The sequence below is a fragment of the Erythrobacter sp. S259 genome (assembly GCF_057364965.1).
Genome location: NZ_CP200286.1, coordinates 2,738,542 through 2,762,299 on the forward strand (window position 1 = coordinate 2,738,542; position 23,758 = coordinate 2,762,299).

Annotated in this window: 16 protein-coding genes and 3 pseudogenes; 9 read left to right on the forward strand and 10 right to left on the reverse strand. The window is 58.7% G+C overall.

The window, feature by feature from the left end:
* Window positions 1–13: 13 nt before the first annotated feature.
* The gene (locus AC0V60_RS12990; protein WP_486178871.1) at window positions 14–1,303 is read right to left on the reverse strand and encodes a glutamate-5-semialdehyde dehydrogenase; all 1,290 of its coding nucleotides are present in this window, start codon (window positions 1,301–1,303) and stop codon (window positions 14–16) included.
* A 324-nt stretch (window positions 1,304–1,627) separates the two neighbouring features.
* Between AC0V60_RS12990 and AC0V60_RS12995 the strand changes: the two genes are divergently transcribed.
* Both AC0V60_RS12995 and AC0V60_RS13000 read left to right on the forward strand, forming a co-directional pair.
* Window positions 1,628–2,824: a M23 family metallopeptidase gene (locus AC0V60_RS12995; RefSeq protein WP_486178872.1), complete on the forward strand. Its 1,197-nt coding sequence runs from the start codon at window positions 1,628–1,630 to the stop codon at window positions 2,822–2,824.
* 16 nt (window positions 2,825–2,840) lie between these two features.
* Entirely contained in the window at window positions 2,841–3,251 is a 411-nt protein-coding gene (locus AC0V60_RS13000; protein ID WP_486178873.1) for a bactofilin family protein, read from the forward strand.
* A 111-nt stretch (window positions 3,252–3,362) separates the two neighbouring features.
* Here the strand turns inward: AC0V60_RS13000 and AC0V60_RS13005 are convergent, their stop codons facing one another.
* The 4 genes from AC0V60_RS13005 to AC0V60_RS13020 form a co-directional block, all read right to left on the reverse strand.
* Window positions 3,363–5,024, reverse strand: a complete 1,662-nt coding sequence (locus AC0V60_RS13005; RefSeq protein ID WP_486178874.1) for a long-chain-fatty-acid--CoA ligase — start codon at window positions 5,022–5,024, stop codon at window positions 3,363–3,365.
* A 152-nt stretch (window positions 5,025–5,176) separates the two neighbouring features.
* Window positions 5,177–6,004, reverse strand: coding sequence for a cell cycle transcriptional regulator TrcR (locus AC0V60_RS13010; protein ID WP_486178875.1), 828 nt, complete (start codon window positions 6,002–6,004; stop codon window positions 5,177–5,179).
* Window positions 6,005–6,131: 127 nt separating this feature from the next.
* Window positions 6,132–6,761: a glutathione S-transferase family protein gene (locus AC0V60_RS13015; protein WP_486178876.1), complete on the reverse strand. Its 630-nt coding sequence runs from the start codon at window positions 6,759–6,761 to the stop codon at window positions 6,132–6,134.
* Window positions 6,754–7,761 (reverse strand): NAD(P)H-quinone oxidoreductase, encoded by a 1,008-nt coding sequence (locus AC0V60_RS13020; protein WP_486178877.1) that lies wholly within the window; start codon window positions 7,759–7,761, stop codon window positions 6,754–6,756. The genes AC0V60_RS13015 and AC0V60_RS13020 overlap by 8 nt, the downstream gene beginning before the upstream one ends.
* A 165-nt stretch (window positions 7,762–7,926) precedes the next feature.
* Here AC0V60_RS13020 and AC0V60_RS13025 point away from each other — a divergent pair, with 165 nt between their 5' ends.
* The 4 genes and pseudogenes from AC0V60_RS13025 (at window position 7,927) to AC0V60_RS13040 (ending at window position 13,892) form a co-directional block, all read left to right on the forward strand.
* A complete protein-coding gene (locus tag AC0V60_RS13025; RefSeq protein WP_486178878.1) occupies window positions 7,927–8,130 on the forward strand; it encodes a DUF1192 family protein in 204 nt (67 codons plus the stop codon).
* Between the two features lie 114 nt (window positions 8,131–8,244).
* Window positions 8,245–10,628 (forward strand): annotated as a pseudogene (gene clpA / locus AC0V60_RS13030) (ATP-dependent Clp protease ATP-binding subunit ClpA).
* A 104-nt stretch (window positions 10,629–10,732) separates the two neighbouring features.
* The gene (locus AC0V60_RS13035) at window positions 10,733–12,823 is read left to right on the forward strand and encodes a prolyl oligopeptidase family serine peptidase (RefSeq protein WP_486178879.1); all 2,091 of its coding nucleotides are present in this window, start codon (window positions 10,733–10,735) and stop codon (window positions 12,821–12,823) included.
* A 38-nt stretch (window positions 12,824–12,861) separates the two neighbouring features.
* Window positions 12,862–13,892, forward strand: a pseudogene (locus AC0V60_RS13040) (ligase-associated DNA damage response exonuclease).
* A 52-nt stretch (window positions 13,893–13,944) separates the two neighbouring features.
* On the opposite strand, the gene AC0V60_RS13045 reads toward AC0V60_RS13040, so the two are convergent.
* Complete coding sequence (locus AC0V60_RS13045) at window positions 13,945–14,238, reverse strand: hypothetical protein (RefSeq protein WP_486178880.1); 294 nt, start codon at window positions 14,236–14,238, stop codon at window positions 13,945–13,947.
* Between the two features lie 97 nt (window positions 14,239–14,335).
* On the opposite strand from AC0V60_RS13045, the gene AC0V60_RS13050 reads away from it, so the two are divergent.
* Window positions 14,336–15,931: a cisplatin damage response ATP-dependent DNA ligase gene (locus AC0V60_RS13050; protein WP_486178881.1), complete on the forward strand. Its 1,596-nt coding sequence runs from the start codon at window positions 14,336–14,338 to the stop codon at window positions 15,929–15,931.
* A gap of 51 nt (window positions 15,932–15,982) precedes the next feature.
* The gene (locus AC0V60_RS13055; RefSeq protein WP_486178882.1) at window positions 15,983–16,495 is read left to right on the forward strand and encodes a DUF1993 domain-containing protein; all 513 of its coding nucleotides are present in this window, start codon (window positions 15,983–15,985) and stop codon (window positions 16,493–16,495) included.
* Here AC0V60_RS13055 and AC0V60_RS13060 read toward each other — a convergent pair.
* The 4 genes from AC0V60_RS13060 to AC0V60_RS13075 form a co-directional block, all read right to left on the reverse strand.
* Complete coding sequence (locus tag AC0V60_RS13060; RefSeq protein ID WP_486178883.1) at window positions 16,492–17,070, reverse strand: gamma carbonic anhydrase family protein; 579 nt, start codon at window positions 17,068–17,070, stop codon at window positions 16,492–16,494. The genes AC0V60_RS13055 and AC0V60_RS13060 overlap by 4 nt on opposite strands.
* Entirely contained in the window at window positions 17,067–17,630 is a 564-nt protein-coding gene (locus AC0V60_RS13065) for a GNAT family N-acetyltransferase (protein ID WP_486178884.1), read from the reverse strand. The genes AC0V60_RS13060 and AC0V60_RS13065 overlap by 4 nt, the downstream gene beginning before the upstream one ends.
* Window positions 17,623–18,618, reverse strand: a complete 996-nt coding sequence (gene hemB, locus AC0V60_RS13070) for a porphobilinogen synthase (protein ID WP_486178885.1) — start codon at window positions 18,616–18,618, stop codon at window positions 17,623–17,625. Before hemB ends, AC0V60_RS13065 begins: the two co-directional genes overlap by 8 nt.
* Before the next feature lie 69 nt (window positions 18,619–18,687).
* Window positions 18,688–20,652: a peptidoglycan DD-metalloendopeptidase family protein gene (locus AC0V60_RS13075; RefSeq protein WP_486178886.1), complete on the reverse strand. Its 1,965-nt coding sequence runs from the start codon at window positions 20,650–20,652 to the stop codon at window positions 18,688–18,690.
* A 256-nt stretch (window positions 20,653–20,908) separates the two neighbouring features.
* Here AC0V60_RS13075 and AC0V60_RS13080 point away from each other — a divergent pair.
* Window positions 20,909–23,553, forward strand: a pseudogene (locus AC0V60_RS13080) (helicase-related protein); the annotation flags it as partial.
* Between the last annotated feature and the right edge of the window lie 205 nt (window positions 23,554–23,758).

The window sequence follows — 23,758 nt, forward strand, 5'->3', positions numbered from 1 at the left end:
GTTCGGGGCTTAATCAAGGCCGCGCCTGACCCGTACCGCGCACTAGCCATTTGTACGTGGTCAGCCCTTCGAGCGCGACGGGTCCACGCGCATGGAGCCTGCCGGTGGCAATGCCAATTTCCGCGCCGAGACCAAACTCACCGCCATCTGCAAACTGTGATGAGGCATTGTGCATGACAATCGCGCTGTCGACACTGGTGAGGAATTGCTCGGCGACCGCGTTGTCATCGGTGATGATGACATCGGTATGCTGAGAGGAATGCTCAGCGATAAGCGCGCTCGCCGCGTCCAGTCCATCGACCATGCGGACAGCTGCGATGCTATCGAGAAATTCTGTGCCCCAGTCGCGATCCTGAGCGGCCACTACGCGGCCATCGAGCGCCTGAATACGCTCATCCCCGCGCACTTCGCAACCAGTGTCGATAAGGGCAGTCACAAGCGACTGCGCCTCGCCAAACCCGCTATCCACCAAAAGCGTCTCCATCGCCCCGCAAATGCCGGTGCGGCGCATCTTGGCATTGAGCACGATGGTCTTTGCCATTTCAGGATCGGCAGCGGAATGCACATAGGTGTGACAGATACCGTCAAGGTGCGCGAGCACCGGCACGCGCGCATCATTTTGCACTCGCTCCACCAGACCTCGGCCGCCGCGCGGGATGATCATGTCGATCAGCCCGCTCGATGTCAGCATCGCGCCTACAGCGGCGCGGTCCTGCGTCGGCACCAATTGGACAGCGGCCCGCGGCACTGCGCCCTCGGCTAAGCCTGCGACCATCGCCTGATGGATCGCATGGTTGGAATTCACCGCCTCACTGCCCCCGCGAAGAAGCACCGCATTGCCCGAGCGCACACAAAGCGCAGCAGTGTCAGCGGTCACATTAGGACGGCTTTCATAGATGATCCCAATCAGGCCGATGGGCACACGGATACGGGCCAATTTGAGCCCATTGGGAGGCTGTGTTTCGTCGATAATCTGACCCACTGGATCAGGCAGATCAGCCACCGCTTCAACGCCCGCTGCAATAGCTTCAAGGCGCGCCTCATCAAGGGTCAGACGGTCGACCATTGCCTTGGAAAGGCCGTTTGCAGACCCGGTGTCAACATCCATTGTGTTAGCCGCAAGAATGGCTCCAGCTTGCTTACGGATTTGCGCTGCGGCCTTGCGAAGCGCATCGGCGCGCACATCGCTGCTCATGCGCGACAATTCCCCTTGTGCAAGCCGCCCTGCCCTCGCAAGCTCGCCTATGAGTTCGCCGGGAGACGTGGCCGTATTAACGTTATGATTGGAAGAAATTGCGTTCATGCACTCTGCATTAGCATCAGCTCAGCGGCCTGTCAGGAGAGATAAAAGGCTGCGTCAGATAGCCCGTTTTTGATCAGCGACTCGCAGCCAGTATGAGAGCGAATCGGGCGCTAATCCGTGCCTCTGCGGGACACTCCTAAGTGCTGACCCAGAGTAATATATGAAGATGGTATGGCGTTGGTTCCAAGGCAATTACCGTAGGCTGAACGATTCGTCGCACTAACCTGTCGTCTCAACCTTTCGGACGCTTGGGGGATTCGCATCTTGGGGAATCCGAAGCTAGCAAGGTGGGCAATAACACAAAGATAGTCGGGTCTATTAGCTTTGTCAGAGAAAAACACATCACCGGTGGAGAGAGCCGGACGCACGTTCGCAGAAAGGATCGAAGGTTGGTTTCCCGACCGTGAATTCTTTATGCGGTCACAGGGGCAAGTACGCTTCATCAAGGTCTCATCAGGCCTTCAAAAGGGCGCTGCAACCGCCGCGATTGTCTTGGCTCTGGGATGGGCCGGATCGTTGGGCGTGATGGCGTGGAATAAATATTCCGCCGAATTGCAGGTTGCCTCGTTCCAGGCGCAAAAAGCTGAAGTCGCCAAAGCAGAACAGCGCATTGATGCCTACAGCGGTAATCTCGATAATGTTGTGGCTGACCTTGAGACCCGGCAGCGCGCGCTCGAAACCATGTCAGAAATGCTTCCAGACGAAATCAAGACTGTCGACACCAACGTAACCGACAGCTCAGACGAAACTTCCAAAACCGTTAAACAAGTGGGCGCTTTTCTACCTCAAGCCAGAGGTCTGGCAGAGATCGAAGCGCGGCAGCTTGCTTATGTTGAGAACATGACGCGCTATGCTGATTGGCGCGCGCGTAAAGCCGAACAGGCGCTGCGCAAACTCAACCTTGACCCGCGCGCCATGGAACGCGCCGCGCGCGCCGAGGCGCAAAGCGCGATGGGCGGCCCGCTGGAATTGCTTGCGACCTCCGCTGATGGTTCGCTTGATCCACGTTTTGAGCGTCTTGGCCTTAGTCTTGAGCGCATGTCCGCGCTCGAGCTTGCGCTTGAGGGTGTGCCGCGCGTTGTCCCAGCAGCGGCCACGCGCATCTCATCCAACTTTGGCTATCGCCGCGACCCTTTCAATCGCCGCGCCGCAATGCACAGCGGCATCGACTTCAAAGGGCCGTATGGCTCGCCGATCTACTCCGCTGCCAGGGGCGAAGTCACCTTTGCCGGTTGGAAAGGCGGTTATGGCCGCACGGTTGAAGTCACCCACACCAATGGCATCGTCACACGTTACGCTCACCTTGCCAGCATTGGCGTGAAGGTGGGTCAGCCTGTCGGCGCAGGCGCGACGCTGGGCGGTCTTGGCAGCTCGGGCCGGTCCACTGGACCCCATCTGCATTTCGAAGTTCGTATCAACGGCCGCGCAATCAATCCGCGTCCTTTCCTGGAGACTGCCCCCGATGTTTTCAAAGAAGCCCGCGGAAACCAGCCCGCCCGCTCCCACAGCGCCAAGCGCTAAACCGAAAGCAAAAGGCATGGCGGGCAATTCAACCTTCTCAGTGATCGGCTCAGACGTCACCATCAGAGGCGACGTGAGCGCTTCTGCCGATCTTCACGTCGACGGCACGATTGAAGGCGACATCAAATGCGCCAGCATTGTTCAAGGCGAAGCATCTGTTATCAGCGGCGCAATCACTGCTGAAACCGCGCGCATGTCCGGCAAGATCATGGGGTCGATTACAGCGAAAGAGCTGGTGATCCTCAAAACCGCGAAGATCGACGGCGACGTGCATTATGACGCGCTCACCATCGAACAAGGCGCGCAAGTGGATGGGCGCTTTGCCCCCAATGCGAGCAAGCCAGCCGCAAAACCAGCCGCTGACGCCAAACCTGTCGAGCGTGTCAACACATCTTCAAAAAGCGCTGAACCGCTGATCGCAAGCTAAGCTCTACAATTTAGCCGAAAAAAGTGCCGCGACCCAGTCCGTGATCCGGTCCGTGACCGAGTGAAGGGCGCGGCGCTTTTCATATCTGATAAGACGCGCTTTTCGCAGCGCTCAAAGCACCTCGGCGCGCAGTGCCTTACGGTCGAGCTTGCCAATAATCGTCTTGGGAAGCTCCTCGCGGATCACCACTTGATCGACCCGTTCATGTTTACCGATATGATCGTTGAGCCAGTCCTTGATTTCGCCGCCTGTCGCAGCGGCGCCGTCTTCGAGCACTACAAAAGCGCGCGGAACCTCACCTTTGTAGTCATCTGGCACGCCGATCACGAGGACCTCTTTCACCGCCTCGTGTTTTCGCACCGCATCTTCGACAACGCTGGGGAAGACCTTAAAGCCTGCGACCGCGATCATGTCCTTGATCCGATCGACAATGGAAAGGAACCCGTCTTCATCGCGCACCGCGACATCGCCTGTGCGCAGATACCGCTTGCCGCCGTGCTCCACGAAAACATCGGCATCTGTTTCAGGCCGCTGCCAATAGCCGCGCATGACTTGCGGCCCGTTGAAAGCGAGTTCCCCCGGCTCACCGTCTTCGACAAGCTTGGCGGGGTCTTCCTTGTCGAGGAAGATAATCTCGGTGCCAGCAACAGGCTGTCCGATCGTGCCCTTCTTGCGGGTGCCCGCGTAAGGATTGGCAGAAACCACGCCCGAACTTTCGGTAAGGCCATATCCCTCGACGAGGCGCACACCCGTGGCCTCTTCAAACCGATCATGCACCTGGGCTGGCATGGGCGCGCCGCCCGAAATGCACACTTTGAGGGTCGACAGGTCGGTCTTGGCCAGATCCGGGTGATCCAGCAGCGCCTGAAACATAGTCGGCACGCCCGGAAAGCCGGTGCAGCCGAGCTTCTCGATAGTCTCAAGCACTTGTTTCGCCTCAAACCGCGGCACCATGGCAATCGCGCCGCCTGAAACCATCGCATGGTTCAAAAGCGAGGTGTTGGCGAACACATGGAAGAAAGGAAGCGCGCCCACGAAAATTTCGCTGCGCGGCTCCCCCCACGGGTTGATCGCAGCGGTCTGCTGCGCGTTCTGGGTAAGCTGGCTGTGGCCGAGCATCGCACCTTTGGGCCGTCCTGTGGTCCCCCCGGTGTATTGAAGCAGCGCGAGATCATCCGCTGTGACAGCAGGCAAATCGGCACTCACCTCGCTCAAAAGATCAGTCCATGGGCGGGTATTCACGCCCCACTTGACCTGTGCGATCTGGCTGCGCTTGAACAGATTAAACGCAATGCTTTTGCCAAGCGGAAGCATCGAACCGAGCGAACCGACGATCAGCGTCTCAAGCTCAGATGTCGCCAGCACTTTTCTGGCCGTGTCATACACTTCTGGCACATCGACCGTGACCAAAGCGCGGGTTCCACTGTCAGCGACCTGCCAGCTGAGTTCTTCGACCGAATAAAGCGGCGAGAAATTGACCACGACCGCGCCCGCCATCATCGCGCCGTAATACGCGCTGGCATAAATCGGTACATTGGGCAGGAACAAGCCGACCCTGTCGCCCGGCGCAATACCCATTTCGATCAGCCCGTTTGCAAATTTAAGCGCCTCCGCGTGGACTGCGCCGTAAGAATAGGTGCGGCCCATAAAATGCAAGAAAGGCGCTTGCGGATCATGCGTCACGGTGCGTTCCAGCATCGCGGGCAGGGTCAGAGGCTCAAAGCTCGTATCCCATGGGGTCGGGTGATGGTAGTTGGCGCTATTAACATTCATGTAAGCAGCCTTAGTGATCACTCTGGCGAGCGCAAGGGATATCGCGTTTAAAGTACGGCCGCCTATCCGCGTCCGCTACACACAAAACGCCCAACAAAAAGGCGGCCACGCTCATTCCAGCGGGCCGCCTTTGCATTGGATTGAAGGCCGGATTAGCCCGCGTCGTTCGCGTCCGGGTCCTCTTCGGAAGGAATGTCCTCATGAGCAGGTGCAGCTTCCTCAGTAGGAGCAGAAAAGGCTGCTTCTGCATCGACAACCACCTCAGCAGCCGCTTCTTCAGCAGCGCGTTTCTCGGCAATCCATGCTTCGGCTTCGGCCTCTTGCGCGGCCTGAGCAGCGGCCTTCGCGTTGGCGTCGCGCTCTGCACGCAGCTCTTCGATCAGCTTATCCTTGTCAGAGCGCGTGTCGAGCACTGCTTCATCGGCGACAGGCGCTTCTTCGGTTATACCGGCACGCTTGGCGGCCTTAGCCACCACAGCATCAAGCTCGCGCTGTGCACACAGTCCAAGGGTGACAGGGTCCTTTGGCTGGATGTTCTGAATGTTCCAGTGAGACCTCTCGCGGATTGCGCCAATCGTGTTACGAGTGGTGCCGATAAGCTTGCCGATCTGGGCGTCCGACACCTCCGGATGATTGCGCAGAAGCCAGGCGATGCCATCGGGCTTGTCCTGACGCTTTGACACAGGCGTGTAGCGCGGCCCCTTAGTGCGCGAGACCTCAACTGGAGCCTTGTGCATTTTCAGCGCATATTCGGCGTCCTCTTCGCCCAGTTTGATCTCATCGAGCGTCAATTCGCCGGCATGCACCGGATCGCGCCCGGTGTATTTGCTGCCCGCAAGATCGTCGGCCATGGCTTGCACTTCGAGGATGTGAAGGCCGCAAAACTCAGCGATCTGTTCGAAGGCAAGACCAGTGTGATCGACCAGCCAAGTGGCCGTGGCATGCGGCATCAGCGGCTTTGGCTGTTCCTTGGAAGCCATGGGATGAAATCTCCGTTAGAAATAATAAGGGCCGCCCCTTGCGGAGCGGCCGTTGCGTGAAGCTAGATAGGCGATTGGAAGCCTCGGGGCAAGGAAATGGTTTTGAGGCGCGCGATTGCCAGCGCGATCAATCCATTGGCGCAAAGTCTGGACGGCTCTTGATGCGCTCCAACCACGCTGAAAGATGCAAATGAGCGCCGATCTCAAAACCCGCTTCATACGCCAGATGAGTGTAAGCAAACAGCGCGATATCTGCGAGGGTTATCGCATCACCGCATAAGAAAGGCCCGTCAGCAAGCTCTGCATCCATCAAGGCCAGCGCCGCCGCTCCCGCCGCTCGCTTACCCGGCATCAGCGCGCGCTGCTCGTCTGACAGATTGTCTTCGCCCACAAACCGCAGCCAAAACCGCAAGGTCGCGACATTTGGTTCCTGTTGGTACTGTTCAAAAAACATCCAGCGCAGGACATTGGCCTGCTTGAACGGATCGGTAGGCACCAAGTGCGAACCAAAGGCGAGATACCAGCAGGCTGCGTTGCTTTCGGGCAAAAAGCGCGCGCTTTCACCCTCACCAATCTGCAAAACCGGAATGCGGCCATTGGAGTTCACGTTCTTGAGGAACTCGGGCGTGCGCGTCTCGCCTTGAAGAATATCGTATTGTTTGGTTTTAAGCGGTAGACCCAACATCGCAGCGGTCAGCTTGATCTTATAGCAATTGCCCGAGCATGGGTCCTCGTGAAGGGTCAGTGCCTCAGCCACCCGCGACCTCCAGCATGATTTTGCCAATGTGCGCGCTGGATTCCATGCGCGCATGCGCCGCTGCCGCCTGTGTCAGCGGAAAGGTCTGGTCCATCACAGGCGCAAGCTCCCCGCTCGTGAATAGCGGCCAGGCATGGGCGGCAATTTCATCGGCCAGCGCGGCCTTGAACGCATCAGAACGCGGACGTAGGGTTGATCCCGTTAGCGTGAGGCGCCGCATCATCACCATCGGGATGAACAGCTCAGCCTTCGCCCCGCCCAGTACTGCAATCGTCACATGGCGGCCATCTTCGGCCAAGCATTGCAGATTGCGCGGCACATAATCGCCCGAAACCATGTCAAGCACGATGTCGACACCCTTACCGCCGGTGAATTCCATTGCAGCAGCCACAAAATCGGCCTCGCGGTAATTGATCGCAAGGTCTGCGCCCAGCTGACGCACGGCCTCGCATTTGGCCTCATCGCCGCAAGTGGTGACGACTTTCAAATCAAAAGCCTTGGCGAGCATGATCGCCATCGTGCCGATGCCGGAGGTTCCGCCGTGGACCAGCAAAGTCTCCCCATCGCGCGCCATTCCGCGCTCAAACACATTGTGCCACACGGTGAAAAGCGTTTCAGGCAAAGCGGCGGCCTGTTTGAGATCCATTCCGCCGGGCACTGGCAAGCAATGCTGCCAAGGCGCGGTGCAATATTCGGCATATCCGCCGCCCGGTGTGAGCGCAGCGACGACGCTGCCGATCATTTCACGCGGCACTTCGCTGCCCACTGCAACCACTTCGCCAGCAATTTCGAGCCCAAGAATGGGTGAGGCACCCGGCGGCGCTGGGTAATTGCCTGCCCGCTGAATACAATCGGGACGGTTAACCCCGGCATAGGCGGTTTTGATGAGAACATCGGCAGGACCCGGCGCAGGAACTGACACTTCCTCAATTTTCAGCACTTCGGGCCCGCCCGGTGCAGAAAATCCGATTGCCTGCATTGTTTCTGGTGTAGTGTCCATTGCCGCCCCGATTGTTTGCTGTTCCCAAAGCACGATTGTTCCCTCGCAGGCCCAAACAGCCTTCCAAGGGGTTTCATGGCACAAATGCGCCACATTCAATCAGACGCGCAAATACCTGCCTTGGCCATTGACAGCAAGCCGGTGTGCGAGTGATGTTTGTAAACAATGGAAGACGACAACCTCCCCCGCCCCAAGGGCGACGCTGCGAGTAAGCTCGCGGCTGAAGATTTGGCACCTTATAGTCAGGATGAATTGGCCGTTCGCGTATCGCTTCTCAAAGCAGAAATCGCGCGCGTTCAAGCGCATAGCGAGCGTGCAGCCAAGCACCGAGCAGCGGCCGATGCACTTTTTAAGGGTCCAGGATCATGATGGCACCACGCATCCACCACCAATTTGGAGTCGTATTTTCCAAAGGGCGCACCATATTGCTCTATACTCCACCTGCCTCTCAGTCCTTAAGGACACCCCCGATAGAGACCTCATATGCCTAGTTTTGCTCAGAATTTAGAACGCACTCTTCATAACGCGCTCGCCCATGCGTCGGAACGACGCCATGAATATGCGACTTTGGAGCATTTGCTGCTTGCGCTGATTGACGATGAAGATGGCGCAGCGGTCATGGGCGCATGCGGCGTGGATCTCGCTGAACTTGGCGAAGTGGTTAAGCAATATCTCGATCAGGAATATCAATCGCTTAAAACCGAGGAAGACGCTGACCCTCAGCCAACGGCGGGCTTTCAGCGGGTGATCCAGCGCGCGATTTTGCACGTTCAGTCCTCGGGCAAAGACACGGTGACGGGCGCCAATGTGCTGGTGGCTTTGTTCTCCGAACGCGATTCTTATGCGGTCTATTTCCTCCAGCAGCAGGATATGAGCCGCCTCGATGCGGTCAGCTACATCAGCCACGGCATTGGCAAAGGCGGCCGCCAGATCGAATCGAGCAATGCTTCGGGCAGCGAGGAAAGCGCGCCAAACGAGGCTGAAGCTGCCAAAGAAGGCGGCAGCAAGAAAGAAACTGCGCTCGACCAGTTTACGGTCAACCTCAACAAGAAAGCTGAGGATGGCAAAGTCGATCCGCTTATTGGCCGCGGGCCAGAGGTGGACCGCACGGTTCAAATCCTGTGCCGCCGTTCAAAAAACAATCCACTTTACGTGGGCGATCCGGGCGTTGGCAAAACCGCGATCGCAGAAGGTCTTGCGCGCAAAATCGTCGAGGGCGATGTGCCTGAGGTGCTTGAGCCTGCGGTGATTTATTCGCTCGACATGGGCGCATTGCTGGCAGGTACGCGGTATCGCGGCGACTTTGAAGAGCGTTTGAAGCAGGTCGTAACAGAGCTTGAGGCGATGCCGCACGCGATTCTGTTTATTGACGAAATTCACACTGTCATCGGTGCGGGCGCAACCAGCGGCGGGGCGATGGATGCCTCGAACTTATTGAAGCCTGCGCTTTCAGGCGGGACGATCCGCTGCGTGGGTTCAACCACTTACAAAGAGTTTCGCAATCACTTCGAAAAAGACCGCGCGCTCCTGCGCCGTTTCCAGAAGATTGATGTGAACGAGCCTACGATTGAGGACACTATCAAGATCCTCAAGGGCCTTCGTTCAGCCTTCGAAGATCACCACAAGGTGAAATACACGCCCGACGCGCTTAAAACGGCAGTCGAGCTTTCCGCCCGCTACATCAACGACCGCAAATTGCCTGACAAGGCGATCGACGTGATCGACGAGGTCGGTGCGATGCAAATGCTGGTGCCGCCCAGCCGCCGGAAAAGAAAATCACCGCGCGTGAGATCGAGCAGGTCATCGCAACCATGGCGCGCATCCCGCCGAAATCGGTCAGCAAAGACGACAAGAAAGCGCTCGAAAACCTCGACCGCGATCTGAAACATGTTGTCTTTGGCCAGGATGAGGCGATCACCCGCCTTGCCACCGCGATGAAGCTGTCACGCGCCGGTCTTCGCGATCCGGACAAACCCATCGGCTCCTTCCTGTTCTCCGGTCCCACCGGTGTTGGTAAAACAGAGGTCGCCCGCCAGCTTTCGTCCATCATGGGCATTGAGCTTAAGCGCTTCGACATGTCTGAATATATGGAGCGTCACTCGGTCAGCCGTTTGATCGGTGCGCCTCCGGGCTATGTTGGTTACGACCAAGGCGGTCTTTTGACAGACGCGGTTGACCAGAACCCGCACTGCGTGCTGCTGCTTGACGAGATTGAGAAAGCGCACCCGGACCTCTTTAACATCTTGCTCCAGGTCATGGACAATGGCCGTCTCACCGACCACCATGGCAAGACGGTCGATTTCCGCAATGTGGTGCTCATTATGACCACTAATGCGGGCGCTGCTGATATGGCGAAAAGCGGTATCGGCTTTGGTGACGTGTCCAAAGAGGACGCCGGGACCGAGGCCGTGAACAAGATGTTCACCCCCGAATTCCGCAACCGCCTCGATGCGATTGTGCCGTTTGCCTACCTTGGCAAGGACACCGTCGCGCGCGTTGTCGACAAATTTATCCTCGAGCTTGAACTGCAACTCGCAGAGCAAAACGTGCATATCCAATTCGACAGTGATGCGCGTGCTTGGCTGGCTGATAAAGGCTATGACCGTCTTTATGGTGCGCGTCCGATGGGCCGCCTCATTCAGGACAAGATCAAACAACCGCTCGCTGAAGAGCTTCTGTTTGGCAAACTTTCCGATGGCGGTGAGGTTTCGGTGACGATGAAAGATGGCAAGCCCTCTTTTGAACTCTCCCCCGCCGCGCCCAAGGCCAAACCGAAGCCTAAGCGCAAGCCAGCGGCCAAAAAGGCGCCTCCTGCAAAGAAGGATGACCCCAAGCCCGAGGCTTCGGGTTCGGACAAAGAGGGCTGATCGCCCAAATGCCTACCTAGGCTGTCAGGCGTAACGCGCTCACCCTAGACTTGGGCGCAAAAAATGGCATGGATTGGCTCCAGAAATCTTATCTGGAGCCAATTATGATCCTCCCAAAGCACACACGCAATTTTGCTCTAAAGGTCCTTTGTGCAGCCTCGGCCTTTGCGCTCACTGCGCCTCTTGCCGCTGATGCGCATACAGACGAGGAGGCAGGCCCCGAAAAACACTTCACCGGAGATGATCTCTTCGGCCTGTCGGTCGCCGCCGATCCTCAGATCAGCCCTGACGGCAGCCAGATCGCTTACGTGCGCCGCACCAATGACATTATGACCGACCGCGCGGTCTCCTCTATCTGGCTCATTGATGTGCGTTCGGGAGCCGAGACCCCATTGGTCACGGGCGCTGGCACGCATGTTAGCCCGCGTTGGTCGCCTGATGGCGACCGGCTCGCCTATATCTCAACCGAAAGCGGCGGCGGACCCGAGTTGCATGTGCGCTGGATGGAGAGCGGCGTTTCCGCGAACATTACTGCACTTGCTGAAGGACCCGGCGGGATTGAGTGGTCACCCGACGGCAGCAAAATCGCTTACACTGCGCGCGTTGCGGGCAAGGGCCTGACCCTTGGCACTGCCCCGGCAAAGCCCGAAGGCGCGGAATGGGGCAAACCGCTCCAAGTGATCGACCGCCTCGTCTATCGCCGCGATGGTGGCTCTTATGTGAAGCCGGGAACCACGCAGCTCTTTGTCGTTAGCGCCACCGGCGGCGCGCCTCGCCAGCTTACCTTTGGCGAATATTCGAACGGCGGCGCAGTTGAGTGGTCGCCCGATGGCTCAAAGCTCTATTATTCCGCCATTCGCCGCGAAGATTGGGAGCTTCAGATCTTTGGCAGCGAAATCTACGCGCTCGATGTAGCGAGCGGAGACATCACTGCGCTCACGGACCGCGATGGCCCGGACGGAGCGCCGCAGGTTTCCCCCAATGGCTCAAGGATCGCCTATCTCGGCCGCGACGACAACGGCAATGCGTTCGATCAAACCAATCTCTATGTGATGAACGCTGATGGCAGCGGCTCTCGCCAGCTGGTGCCCGGATTTGACCGGGGCTTTGATGGGCTTGAATGGACCGATGCTGGCCTGTTTGCCAGCTACGAAGATGACGGCGAGCACCGCGTTGCCCGCATTGGGCTCAATGCGAGCGCGCCCAGCCCGTTGGAGGCCCGTGTTGGCAGCGGTTATTACGCCCTTCCCTACACCGGCGGCCAATGGTCGGTGAGTGACAATGGCAGCCTCGCCTTCACAACCCAAAACTCTGTCGCACCGCCTGATGTGGGCGTTCAAACGCGCCGCGGTATCCGCACGCTAACCTCGCTCAACGCGGTCAGCCTTGGCGGCAAGCAAATGGGTGAAACGCGCAAGCTTAGCGTCACCATGGATGATGGCACGGTCATTCCTTCGTGGATCATGCTGCCCCCCGGCTACGAAGCAGGAGACAAAGTCCCAACCATCCTTGAGATGCACGGTGGGCCCTATGCTGCCTATGGCCCTGAATTCTCGGCCGATTATCAGCTTTACGGCGCGGCGGGATATGCCGTGGTTTTTGCCAACCCCGGCGGCTCCACCGGCTATGGCGAAGAATTTGCCGACCGGATCGAAGACAATTACCCGGTCAGCAATATTCCCGAGCTTATGGCCGTCGTTGATGCAGCTATTGCGCAAGGGTTTGCGGATGAAGAAAACTTGTTTGTCACAGGCGGCTCCGGCGGCGGTATCCTCACAGCTTATATGGTCGGGAAGACGGACCGGTTCAAAGCGGCAGCGGCTCACAAACCCGTCATCAATTGGGTGAGCCAAGGGTTGATGTCCGATCTTCCCACGCTCATTCCGCGCTATTGGCTCGGCGGGCTTCCTTGGGAGAAGCCAGAAGAATATTGGGAGCGCGGACCTTTGAGCAATATGGCCAATGTCACCACCCCGACGCTGGTTTTGGTCGGCGCCGAGGATTACCGCACGCCGCGCAGTGAGGCCGAGCAGTTCTACGCAGCGCTTAAACTGGTGGGCGTGGACACCGCGCTCGTCGTGACGCCCGATTCCAGCCACAACAACCTCTCGCAAAGCCCCAGCCAGCAGGCCGCACGCACCGCGAGTGTGATCGCATGGTTTGATAAGTACCGGACCGATAAAGACGCGGAATAATTGGAACCTGACGGTGTGCTTAACGGTTTAATCTAGCGATGAGCGCGCCTTTTTCCTGGATCAAACCGCACCCTTGGGGGTGGAAGTGTTGCCAGCCGGCGCCTTCATCGACCCCTCGCGCGCGGTCGATAGAGCGCTTGTCACTCACGGTCATGCCGATCACGCACGCGGCGGCCACGGGGAGACGATTGCAACCCCTGAAACGCTCGCGATCATGGAGCTGCGCTATCGCACCGGCGCATCGGACGATGACGGCGAAATCCCGCACAAGGCTGTGCCGGTCGAATATGGCGAGACGATCCGCCTGGCCGGAGGCGTTGATGCGACCTACATCCCGGCGGGCCATGTGCTGGGCTCTGCTCAAATCCTGCTTGAATACACGGGCGAGCGGGTGGTGATTACCGGCGACTATAAGCGCAGACCCGATCCGACCTGTGCGCGCTTCCAAGTGACACCGTGCGATGTATTTATCACCGAGGCGACCTTTGGCCTCCCTGTCTTCACCCATCCACCGATTGCCGATGAAATGGCAAAGTTGCTTTCGGCATTGGAGGCGAACCCTGAAGGCTCAGTGCTTGTCGGTGCCTATGCGCTTGGCAAAGCGCAGCGGGTGATTGCTGAGCTTCGTGCGGCAGGCCACAAGGACCCCATTTATCTTCACGGTGCGATGGAGAAGATGTGCCGGCTTTATGAAGAACTCGGCGTGGACTTGGGCGAATTGAAGCTGGTGAGCGATCACACCAAGGCGCAGATGGAAGGCGCGGTCATTATCGCACCGCCTTCGGCGATGAATGCGACGTGGTCACGGCGCCTGCCTAACCCGATCACTGCGATGGCAAGCGGCTGGATGCGGGTGCGCGGGCGGGCGCGGCAACGCGGCGTCGAATTGCCGCTGATTATCTCGGACCATGCCGATTGGAACGAGCTCACCGAAACAATCCGCGAAGTGAATCCGGCCGAAACCTGGATCACCCACGGACGCGAAGAAGCGCTGCTGCGCTGGTGCGAGCTCAATCAGCGGCGCGCGCGAGCATTGGCGCTGGTGGGGCGGGAGGAAGAGGATGAATGATCGTTCCCCTTCCCCGCTGGCTTCCCCGACAGCTTTCCCGGCAGGCAATCCCTTACAGGGCCGCCAAGTCCGCTTTGATTTTCTCAAGCGTCTCGGTTGTGATCGCGCCGTTCGACATAGGCTGAACCTGCGGCAGTGTCATCGTTTTAATCTGGCCATAAAACGGGTGTTGATCAATCGGACCCAGATGCTTCAGCACAACCGCTTTCGCCCCCTCATTCGCCATCAACGCTTCGATAGGACTGTCTATCGAGAGTTTGGCTGCGGCTTCCTCAGCAAGCGCCGGCGCTGCAGTGATGGCAAGAACTGGGGTAAGCGCCAGTGCGGCGGCGTGAAGCATTTTCATCAAATGGATTCCTCAAGAAATGGACGCAAAGTCGCGGATTGGCACAAAGCTGTACAGATTGCACCTGTCCTCACGATGAAGGCGGCGTGTTAGCGGCATGAAAGCCTTCGCCGCCCTTCTCGACACGCTGGTCTATACAAGCAGCCGCAATCGCAAGCTTGCCCTGATCGCGGAGTATCTGCGCGAGACGTCGGACCCGGACCGGGGCTGGGCATTAGGAGCCCTTACCGGCGAATTGGATTTCCCCGGCGTCAAATCCTCCACCATCCGCAATCTCATGAAAGACCGCGTAGACCCGGTCCTTTGGACGCTGAGCCGGGATTTCGTCGGTGACACCGCCGAGACGGCCAGCCTCTTGTGGCCTGAGCAAGGCGCTCCCCAAGGTGAGCCTCCCAGCGTGAATGAGGCTGTGAAGCTTCTCTCCAGCCTCAATCAAAAAACTGCCCTCAAACAATTGCCAGAACTTCTGGACCGTCTTGACGCCAATGGCCGCTTTGCGCTGATCAAAATGGCCACGGGAGGGATGCGGATTGGCGTCTCGGCGAGACTGGCGAAGACGGCCTTTGCGCAAGGTTTTGACGTCAATGTGGATGAGGTCGAGGAATATTGGCACGCACTGGAGCCGCCTTATGACGAGCTGTTCGCATGGGCCGCAGACGGGGCCGATCCGCCCGATGTATCAAATCGCCCCATGTTCCGGCCCTTCATGCTCGCACACCCGCTCGAGGATACTGAGGTTGATCTCAAAGACTATGCGGCCGAATGGAAATGGGACGGCATTCGCGTGCAATTGGTGCAAGTGGCGGGTGAAACGCGGCTCTATTCGCGCTCTGGCGACGATATTTCGGCGACTTTTCCCGAGTTGCTGGACGTTCTGCCGATCGACGCGGTGCTCGATGGTGAACTGCTGGTGCGCGGCAGCACCCAAGGAGGTAAGACGGGCGGCGCGGCCAGTTTCAATGCACTTCAGCAGCGTCTTGGCCGCAAAACCGTCTCCAAGAAAATGCTGGCCGAAGCGCCTGCCTTTGTCAGGCTGTATGATGCGCTGATTATCGAGGGCGAGGATCTTCGCGAACAACCGTGGGAAAGCCGCCGCGCCGCGCTTGAAGCCTTGACGCCGCGCCTTCCGCAAACGCATTTTGACATCTCAGCCCTCGTGGAAGCACACGATTTTAAACACCTCGCCGAAATCCGTGAGGGCACACGCGATGACGCCATTGAGGGGTTGATGCTCAAGCGCCGCGATGCGCCTTACATCGCGGGGCGCAAGGCGGGTTTTTGGTACAAATGGAAGCGCGATCCGCTGCTGATCGACTGTGTGCTGATGTATGCGCAAAGGGGCTCGGGCAAGCGCTCGAGCTTCTACTCGGACTACACATTTGGCTGCTGGGATGGCGATCCCGATGCGGGAGCCGAACTGCTCCCAGTAGGTAAGGCGTACTCCGGTTTCACCGATGCCGAACTTAAGAAACTCGACAAATTGGTGCGCCGAACCACCCTCAACCGCTTTGGTCCCGTGCGCGAGGTTGAGCGGACGCTCGTGTTCGAGGTCGCCTTCGACAGCGTGCATTCTTCCAAACGTCACAAGTCCGGGCTCGCCATGCGTTTCCCGCGCATCCACCGCATTCGCTGGGACAAACCGGTGCACGAAGCGGACCGGATCGAGGCTTTGCGCGCGCTGATCAGAGATTAGGTTGGCACCCCTCGCAAAGACGTTATGGATGGTCCCAAGGAGAGACAATCTATGAACCTTTACGACCAATCTGTTGCCACTTATCGCTCGCGCCTGGACACTTTGGCCGCAATGCTCGCAAAAGCTGAGGCCCATGCAGACGGCGATGCTCTGCTCCAAGCAAAGCTTACCGATGATATGCATCCGCTAGCGACCCAAATCCGCTTTGTGGCCAACACGCCTGGCGAGGCGCTCAGCCGCTTGGGCGCGGCCGAATTCGCATCTAATGATGACGAGATTTCTTCTTTTGCAGACGCCAAAGCCCTCATCGCCGCGACTTCAAAAATACTCGATGCCGTCTCTCAAAGTGATCTTCCCGCACATGATGCGCGTGTAGCGTTCTCAATCGGCGATGGAGCGTACAACTTTGAGATGAGCGCGGAGGAATATGTGCGCGAGTTTTCGCTGCCCAATTTCTACTTCCACCTCTCCATGGCATATGCGATTTTGCGGATGAAGGGGCTGGCCGTCGGCAAAGCGGACTTTATCCCGCATATGATGCAATATTTTAAAGCGCCCGGTTAGCCCATCGCACTGGCAACCGCGTGTGCATGGTGCTTCGCGTTTTCGGTGTAATGCATAACGCCTGCGCGCATCCCTGCGATCGCAGCATCGTTCAACTCTTTGAGCAATTTCGCCGGACGCCCTGCCCAAAGCTCGCGTGTCCCCATAATCTTGCGCTCGGTCAGCATCGCGCCAGCGCCAAGCATCGCATCGCAAGCGATCACCGACTTGTTCATTGCGATCGCTCCCAAGCCTACAAAGCCGCGATCATGGATCGTGCAGCCGTGGACCATCGCCATATGGCCGATTAAAACATCATCGCCGATGATCAGCGCAGAGCCGTCCTCATCGCCGGGCCGCGGCGGATCGCAGTGGAGGACTGAGCCGTCTTGGACATTGGTGCGTTCACCGATGCGGATTTTGTAGACGTCCGCTCGCACGACGCAATTGTACCAGATCGAGCTTTCAGCTCCGATTTCCACATCCCCGATGATGGTGCAACCGGGCGCAATAAAGGCTGTTTCGTGAATCTTGGGCGTTTTGCCATGGATCGAAATGATGTTTGCGCCGGGATGCGCAGACGGATTTTGGGTCATTTGGTGGCTTCCCATTGCTCTTTGGTGATGGAGTAGACGATAACCGATTCTGATCCAAAAACATCGCTCTCAAAATCCAGGTCTTCTCGCCGTTCCATCCCGAGGCGCTTCATTAAACCCCAGCTTGGAGTGTTTCCGATCACGGTGAGAGCGATGATATGGGGCGCGCCAAATTGGCCAAATCCCAATTGCAGCGAAGCGAGCGCGGCCTCTTTGGCATAGCCATGCCCCCAGGCGTCTTCGCGAAGGCGCCACCCCGCCTCAAAGTCGCCCAAGGGACCCGCCTTGTCATTGCATCGCTTGAGGCCGCAAAAGCCGAGCATTTCGCCCGCAAGATGCCCGCCGTCCTCCTTGCGTTCGCACACCCAGAAGGTGTGACCAAAATCCCGGCGGTAGCCCTCAACTCTGTCGTTTGCCGCCGTCATCGCGGCCTCATCAGCCACCCCGCCAAGCCATTGCATAACAGCAGGCGTGTTGCAGTGACGCCAAAACACTGGCCAATCGTCCTCACCCCAATCCCGCAGGATCAAGCGGTCCGTCTCATGATAGAATTCAGCCACCGAGAAGGCGCGCGGCTAGCGGTGCGTGATAGGTGAGCACACCGCTTACCCCGGCGCGTTTGAATGCGATCAGTTTCTCCATCAAAAGGGCGTCGCGGTCGCCCGCACCAACCGATTGCGCAGCCTCAAGCATCGCGTATTCGCCGCTGACTTGATAGGCGAAGACAGGCACGCCGAACTTCTGCCGCACGCGGTAGATAATATCGAGATAGGCAAGGCCAGGCTTCACCATCACGCTGTCTGCGCCCTCAGCGATGTCCAGTTCCACCTCGCGCAGGGCTTCATCGCCATTTGCCGGGTCCATTTGGTAGGTCTTTTTGTCGCCTTTAAGAAGGCCGCCAGAGCCCACTGCATCACGGAAAGGTCCATAGAACGCAGAGGCATATTTGGCCGCATAGCTCATGATCTGAATGTTCGGATGGCTGTTCATCTCAAGCGCCATGCGGATCGCTTGGATGCGCCCGTCCATCATGTCGGACGGAGCGATAATATCGGCGCCGGCCTCTGCCTGGTTGATCGCTTGATCGACAAGCACCGCGACCGTGTCATCGTTAAGAACATAGCCTGCATCATCAATCAGACCGTCCTGCCCATGGCTGGTGTAAGGGTCGAGCGCTACGTCGGTCAGCACGCCCACTTCATCGCCGCATGCGTCTTTGACCGCGCGGATGGCGCGGCACATAAGGTTATCGGGATTATATGCCTCGGCCCCATCTTCGGACCTGCGGTCTGGCTGGGTGTTGGGAAACAGCGCAATTACAGGAATGCCAAGAGCCACCGCTTCCTTGGCCTGCTTTACAATACCGTCAACCGACCAGCGCGAGACACCGGGAAGCGAAGCGATAGGGTCTTCCACCCCTTGACCCTCGGTCACAAACATCGGCCAAATGAGATCGGCGGGCGTGATCAAATGCTCGCGGTGAAGCGCACGGGACCAAGAGGCGGCGCGCGTCCGGCGAAGGCGGGTGTTGGGATAGCTTGCGGTCATGGGCGCAAGGTCTGCCCGAAATTGACAGCGCAATCAACGCATGTTGACGCGTCCAAATGTCAAGAATGCTCAATCAGCAGCGGTGCCAACGGCAATCTTCTCAATCTCGCGGGTCGGCTCTTCGATTTCGCTGGGAAGCGGCTTCAAATCCTCAAGCGCAGCCCCTGGTTCGATCTCGCGCAGCGCAATCAGCTGGCGGCGGAAATCAATCAGTTCGGTGCCCGATAGCACTGCGCGTGTGACATAGTTGACACCGGCAGGATTGATCGCACGGCCACCCCGGTACATCTCGTAATGAAGATGAGGACCGGTTGAGAGCCCAGTCGAGCCTACATAGCCGATAACCTGCCCGCGCCTCACCTGTTGCCCTCGGCGAACAGCCATGCGGCTCATATGACAGTACCGCGTATCGAGCCCGCCCCCATGGCGCAGTCGCACAGCAATTCCGCAGCCGCCTGCACGGCCGGCCGCTGTCACAGTGCCATCGGTGACAGCCACAATCGGCGTTCCATGGCGCGCGCGGTAATCCTGACCTGCGTGAAGGCGGCGAATGCCAAGAATTGGGTGGCGGCGCATGCCAAAGCGCGAAGAAACCGCGCCCGGAACAGGTGCCACAAGGCCCCGGCGTTGTTCACCTACCCCTGAGGCTTCGTAGAAACGCCCCTGATCACCCCAACGCATAAGCTGGGTCTTGGGTTTACCCTCACGATCAATCCCGGCGTAAAGCAGATTGCCCGCTTGGCGCTCTCCTGTTGCAGCGCGCCTGTACGCGATAACGATATCGAACTCGTCCGAAGAACGCACTTCGCGCTCAAGCTCGATGTGATCATCCAAAGCCTGAAGGTAGTCCTGCGCCGCGCTTGCTGGCACACCTGCTGCACGCATGGAGCGGTAAAGGCTGGAGCCAACGAGACCGCGCACTCGCAGCGGCGTGTCGTCAACGCGGATCACGTTGCGCTGGAGAGAGAGTGCTCCGGGTTCGCCGGTCTCCAAATCAACGTCCGCGCGCGCAATCTTCAGCTCCAAATCAAACCGCGCGCGGAAAGCCAAGGCATCGAGCGGCCTGGAATCGCCTTGTTTGCTTCGCCGGCCAAGGATGATATCCATTTTTGTGCCAGCCTCGATCTCAGAGAGCGGCATAGCATCGCCGATCAGTGCGCTAACCCTGCCAATATCAGTTGCCGAGACGCCAGCACGGCGGAGCATTGCCGCGAAACTGTCGCCCTTGGCGAGCGTTGCAACGAGTTCAATCTGTGGGCGTTCGGGTGCGCTTTCCAGAGGTGTCACGGCAGCGGTCGGCCCCATTCGGCGTCCACTATCGGCACCAAGTGCCAAAGGCATTATCATCTGGCTGCGGAATTCATCTCGGATGTCATCGCCTTCGGGGATGGCTGAACGGGCTTGGAGCGGCGTCAGACTTGGCCAAAAGGCGAGCGCGGCGGCGCCCAATACAACCATCGTGGCAAGCCCGCGAAACCACCGGCGGCTCCCGATATTTTCAGCAAGGTCAGGAACCAAGTCGATTTCATCCAACCTATCACTGACACTCAGCTTCCATTCGTCATAGCGCGCGCCCCAACCTTGGACACGGGCGAGCACCTGACGTTTGACTTTGCGAGAACCTGTGGGAGGCGCGACTTTCATGGAATTGGCGAGATAAGGCGCAAAGCTGCGAGCGGTTTCCTCGTCCATTCCGCCTTTGGCAGCGGCATCTGATCGGCTTAGCGCAGGATCAAACGCGCCGGCCTCGTCAAAGCCCAGCTCACCGCCGTCAGAGCTCTGATTAGAGCTCTTGGGAATGTCGCCTGTGTGGTCCAATTCTCGCCTTCCCACTGCATCCAGCCTACGCTCAATTGTTAGAGCGGCCTTCTGCACCCCTTCCATGGCCAAAGATGGTAAATGTAAACTTAACACGCGGCCAAAGGATTCGCGGATGCGATAAGTCGTTTTGCCTATGCGCGCCAGAGTGGGATCGGTGCAGAATCCCCATGCGGGACGCTCTTGGCCATTGCCCTTACGGCAAGTGTTTGACACAGACTGAGGCCGTGTGGACACATTCGGTGTGGTCACGGCGTGACGAGTTTGCGTCAATTCAAGAAGCGAGGACGAAGGACATGCTTGGCATATTCAAGGACGAGGGACGCAGAATTGACGCAAACTCGTCGCGCCCCTGCGGGGTTTGGCCAAAATCTGCTCTCGCAGCGTCGCATACGCTTGAAAGTGCGCCGCACTTCCTGCGCGTCCGCTCCTTGAGACAGCAGATTTTGCCCCAAACCGTGATCCACACCGAATGTGTCCACACGGCCTATCCGTGACCTCTCAAATACCCCATCGCTCCCCTAGTGACAGCCGGGTTCGCGCCGTGCTGGGCCCTACCAATACGGGCAAGACTCATCTCGCGATTGAGCGGATGTGCGCGCACTCCTCTGGCATGATGGGTTTCCCGCTGAGGCTTTTGGCGCGTGAGGTTTATGACCGTGTGCGCGCGATCAAGGGCGATAAGGCGGTGGCACTGATCACCGGAGAGCAGCGGATTGAGCCGCCTGATGCGCGCTATTTCTGCTGCACGATGGAGGCGATGGATAGGCTGGGTATGGGAGCAAATGGCCCCCATGCCTTCGTCGCGATTGATGAGGCGCAGATTGGCGCTGATCCTGAGCGCGGGCATATCTTCACCGACCGATTGATGCATGCGCGCGGGCGCGAAGAGACGATGATCTTGGGATCTGCGACACTGCAGCCCATTGTCAAAAAGCTGATCCCGGGCGCGGAAATGGTTGAGCGGCCGCGCTTTTCCACCCTCACCCATGCAGGCGAGGCAAAGCTCTCGAGGCTCCCTCCCCGCAGCGCCGTCGTCGCGTTTTCGACCGAGCAGGTCTACGCCATGGCCGAGGCGCTCAAACGTTTTCGCGGCGGGGCGGCGGTGGTGATGGGCGCATTGTCGCCGGAAACGCGCAACAAGCAGGTCGAGCTCTTCCAGAACGGCGAGGTTGATTACATAGTGGCGACCGATGCGATTGGCATGGGGCTCAACCTTGACCTCCACCACGTTGCATTTGCCGCGCTCACCAAATTCGACGGGAAGCGCAAACGGCGGCTTACCCCTTCGGAAATGGCGCAGATTGCTGGGCGCGCTGGGCGGCACCAAACCGATGGCAGCTTTGGCGTGCTCTCTGGCGGAGGCTCCAGAACAGGTGCGCCGATCGAATTTGCCGAAGAAGAAATCTACGCCATTGAAGAGCACCAATTCGCCCCGCTGACCAAACTGTATTGGCGCGAGGCAGAACCGCGCTTTGATACGCTCAGCGTGCTGATGGGCGATTTGGAGGAGAAACCTCAAAACGAGGTGCTGAAACCGGCTCCGCAAGCCATCGACTTGGCGGTGCTTAAACGGCTGGCAAGCGAGCCCATCGCCGATACGGTCAAAGGCCACGGCAGTGTACGCCGGTTCTGGGAAGCCTGCTCGCTTCCAGATTTTCGCCAGCTGGGCGTTGACCCGCACTCGCGCTTTGTCGCACGGCTTTGGCAGGATTTGCGCGAAGGCTACATTGGCGCTGACTTCGTGGCTGCGCGGATTGCGGAACTCGACCGCACCGGGGGTGATATCGACACGCTTCAAGGAAGGATCGCGGCGATCCGGTCCTGGGCCTATATTTGCCAGCGCCCCGACTGGGTGCTGGCCCGCGATGAGATGGCTGCGCGCGCAAGGGGGTAGAAGCGAGGCTCTCTGATGCGCTACACGCGCGCCTCACCGAAAGATTTGTGAATCGAAGGACGACAATTTTGATGAAATCTCTGGGGCAAGATGGCGCAAGCCTCCCCGTAACACTTGAGCCCGATGGCCGCGTAAGCGTTGAAGGCGAAACCATTGGCAGGCTCGATGGCTTTCGCTTCTCGGTGGATGCTGATGCGGCGCTGGCTGATCGCAAGATGCTGTTGTCAGCGGGCGAAAAAGCGCTTCCCGGGATTTTGTCGCAGCGCGCAGAACAATTGCTCGCAGCAGGGCTCGATGATCTCGTGATCGAGAAGGGTGCCATTTATTGGCTTGACCAAGAACTCGCGGCCATCACCATTCCCGATGATTTTGGCGAACCGCGCCTGACTTTCCCCCGCGAGATTTCGGCGCTTCCGGATGTATCCCGCGAAAAACTGGAAGCTGGGCTCAAGACATGGCTTTCTGAGAAGCTCGCGCCGCTGGAGCCTTTGCGCAAGCTGTCCGAAGCGGCCCGCGATCCGAATGCAGGAAGTGAGGCGCGCGCGCTGCTTGTCACTTTGATTGATGCTCGCGGAGTGGTCGCCCGAGAGAAGGCAGGCCTTGAACATCTGCCCAAGGAAATGCGCCCGTTTTTGCGCAAACTTGGTGTGACCTTTGGCGCGCTCGATATCTTTGCGCGCGATTTGCTCAAGCCTGCGCCTCGCCAATTGCTCCATGCACTGGGCCTCGATGACAGGCCCTTGCAACAGGCAATGCTGCCGGTGATTTCGGAGAGCAGTTCCATCCCGGCAGGTTACCGAATGGCTGGTAGCCAGATCATCCGGGTAGATCTTGCTGAGAAGATCCTGCGGAGCGCATTCGATACCCGCGCCAAGGCCAGCGAACAGCCTGCCGCTCCCAAGCCAGCAAAAGAGGCTGCCGGTAAAACTGCCGAAGCGGAAATTGCGGCTGAAGTGGTCCCTGAAGTCACGCCCGAAGTGGTCGCTACCGATGGGGCAGCCGATAAGGCTGTTGAGGCCGCAGCGCCTGAAGCGAAGGCAGAGCCAGAGACAGCCGAGGCACCCGAAGTTGCAGAAGCGCCCGCGGCTTCTAAAGCCCCGGCCACCTCGAAGGCTAAGCCGCGCGCGTCCCGCAACGCGAAATTCAGCCTTGATCTGTCGCTTCCCATTTCCATTGGGTTAGAAGAAGAGAACGCGCGCCGCTTGCTTGGCAGCGCGGGCTTCCGGGTTCAGCGCCCGAAAGCTCTTGCAGAAGGAGCCCAAGGCCCGGTTCTCCCAGACAGTTGGACTTGGCGGCCTAAACGCGCGGGAGATGATAGACGGGACGGTCGCCGCAGGGATGGCCAAAACAGAGGCCAACCGCGCAATAAGCACGAGCCCAGGGGGCCGGGAGCAGGGGCGCCGGCGGCAAAAACTTCAAGGGCAA

Excerpts from the sequence above, each read along its gene's own strand:
- AC0V60_RS13025 (WP_486178878.1), top strand. The coding sequence starts at position 7,927 with ATGGAAGACGACAACCTCCCCCGCCCCAAGGGCGACGCTGCGAGTAAG.
- AC0V60_RS13020 (WP_486178877.1), bottom strand. The coding sequence starts at position 7,761 with ATGGACACTACACCAGAAACAATGCAGGCAATCGGATTTTCTGCACCG.
- AC0V60_RS13005 (WP_486178874.1), bottom strand. The coding sequence starts at position 5,024 with ATGAATGTTAATAGCGCCAACTACCATCACCCGACCCCATGGGATACG.
- hemB (WP_486178885.1), bottom strand. The coding sequence starts at position 18,618 with ATGACCGCAAGCTATCCCAACACCCGCCTTCGCCGGACGCGCGCCGCC.
- AC0V60_RS13060 (WP_486178883.1), bottom strand. The coding sequence starts at position 17,070 with ATGACCCAAAATCCGTCTGCGCATCCCGGCGCAAACATCATTTCGATC.
- AC0V60_RS13035 (WP_486178879.1), top strand. The coding sequence starts at position 10,733 with ATGATCCTCCCAAAGCACACACGCAATTTTGCTCTAAAGGTCCTTTGT.
- AC0V60_RS12990 (WP_486178871.1), bottom strand. The coding sequence starts at position 1,303 with ATGAACGCAATTTCTTCCAATCATAACGTTAATACGGCCACGTCTCCC.
- AC0V60_RS13010 (WP_486178875.1), bottom strand. The coding sequence starts at position 6,004 with ATGGCTTCCAAGGAACAGCCAAAGCCGCTGATGCCGCATGCCACGGCC.
- AC0V60_RS13050 (WP_486178881.1), top strand. The coding sequence starts at position 14,336 with ATGAAAGCCTTCGCCGCCCTTCTCGACACGCTGGTCTATACAAGCAGC.
- AC0V60_RS13000 (WP_486178873.1), top strand. The coding sequence starts at position 2,841 with ATGGCGGGCAATTCAACCTTCTCAGTGATCGGCTCAGACGTCACCATC.
- AC0V60_RS13055 (WP_486178882.1), top strand. The coding sequence starts at position 15,983 with ATGAACCTTTACGACCAATCTGTTGCCACTTATCGCTCGCGCCTGGAC.
- AC0V60_RS13045 (WP_486178880.1), bottom strand. The coding sequence starts at position 14,238 with ATGAAAATGCTTCACGCCGCCGCACTGGCGCTTACCCCAGTTCTTGCC.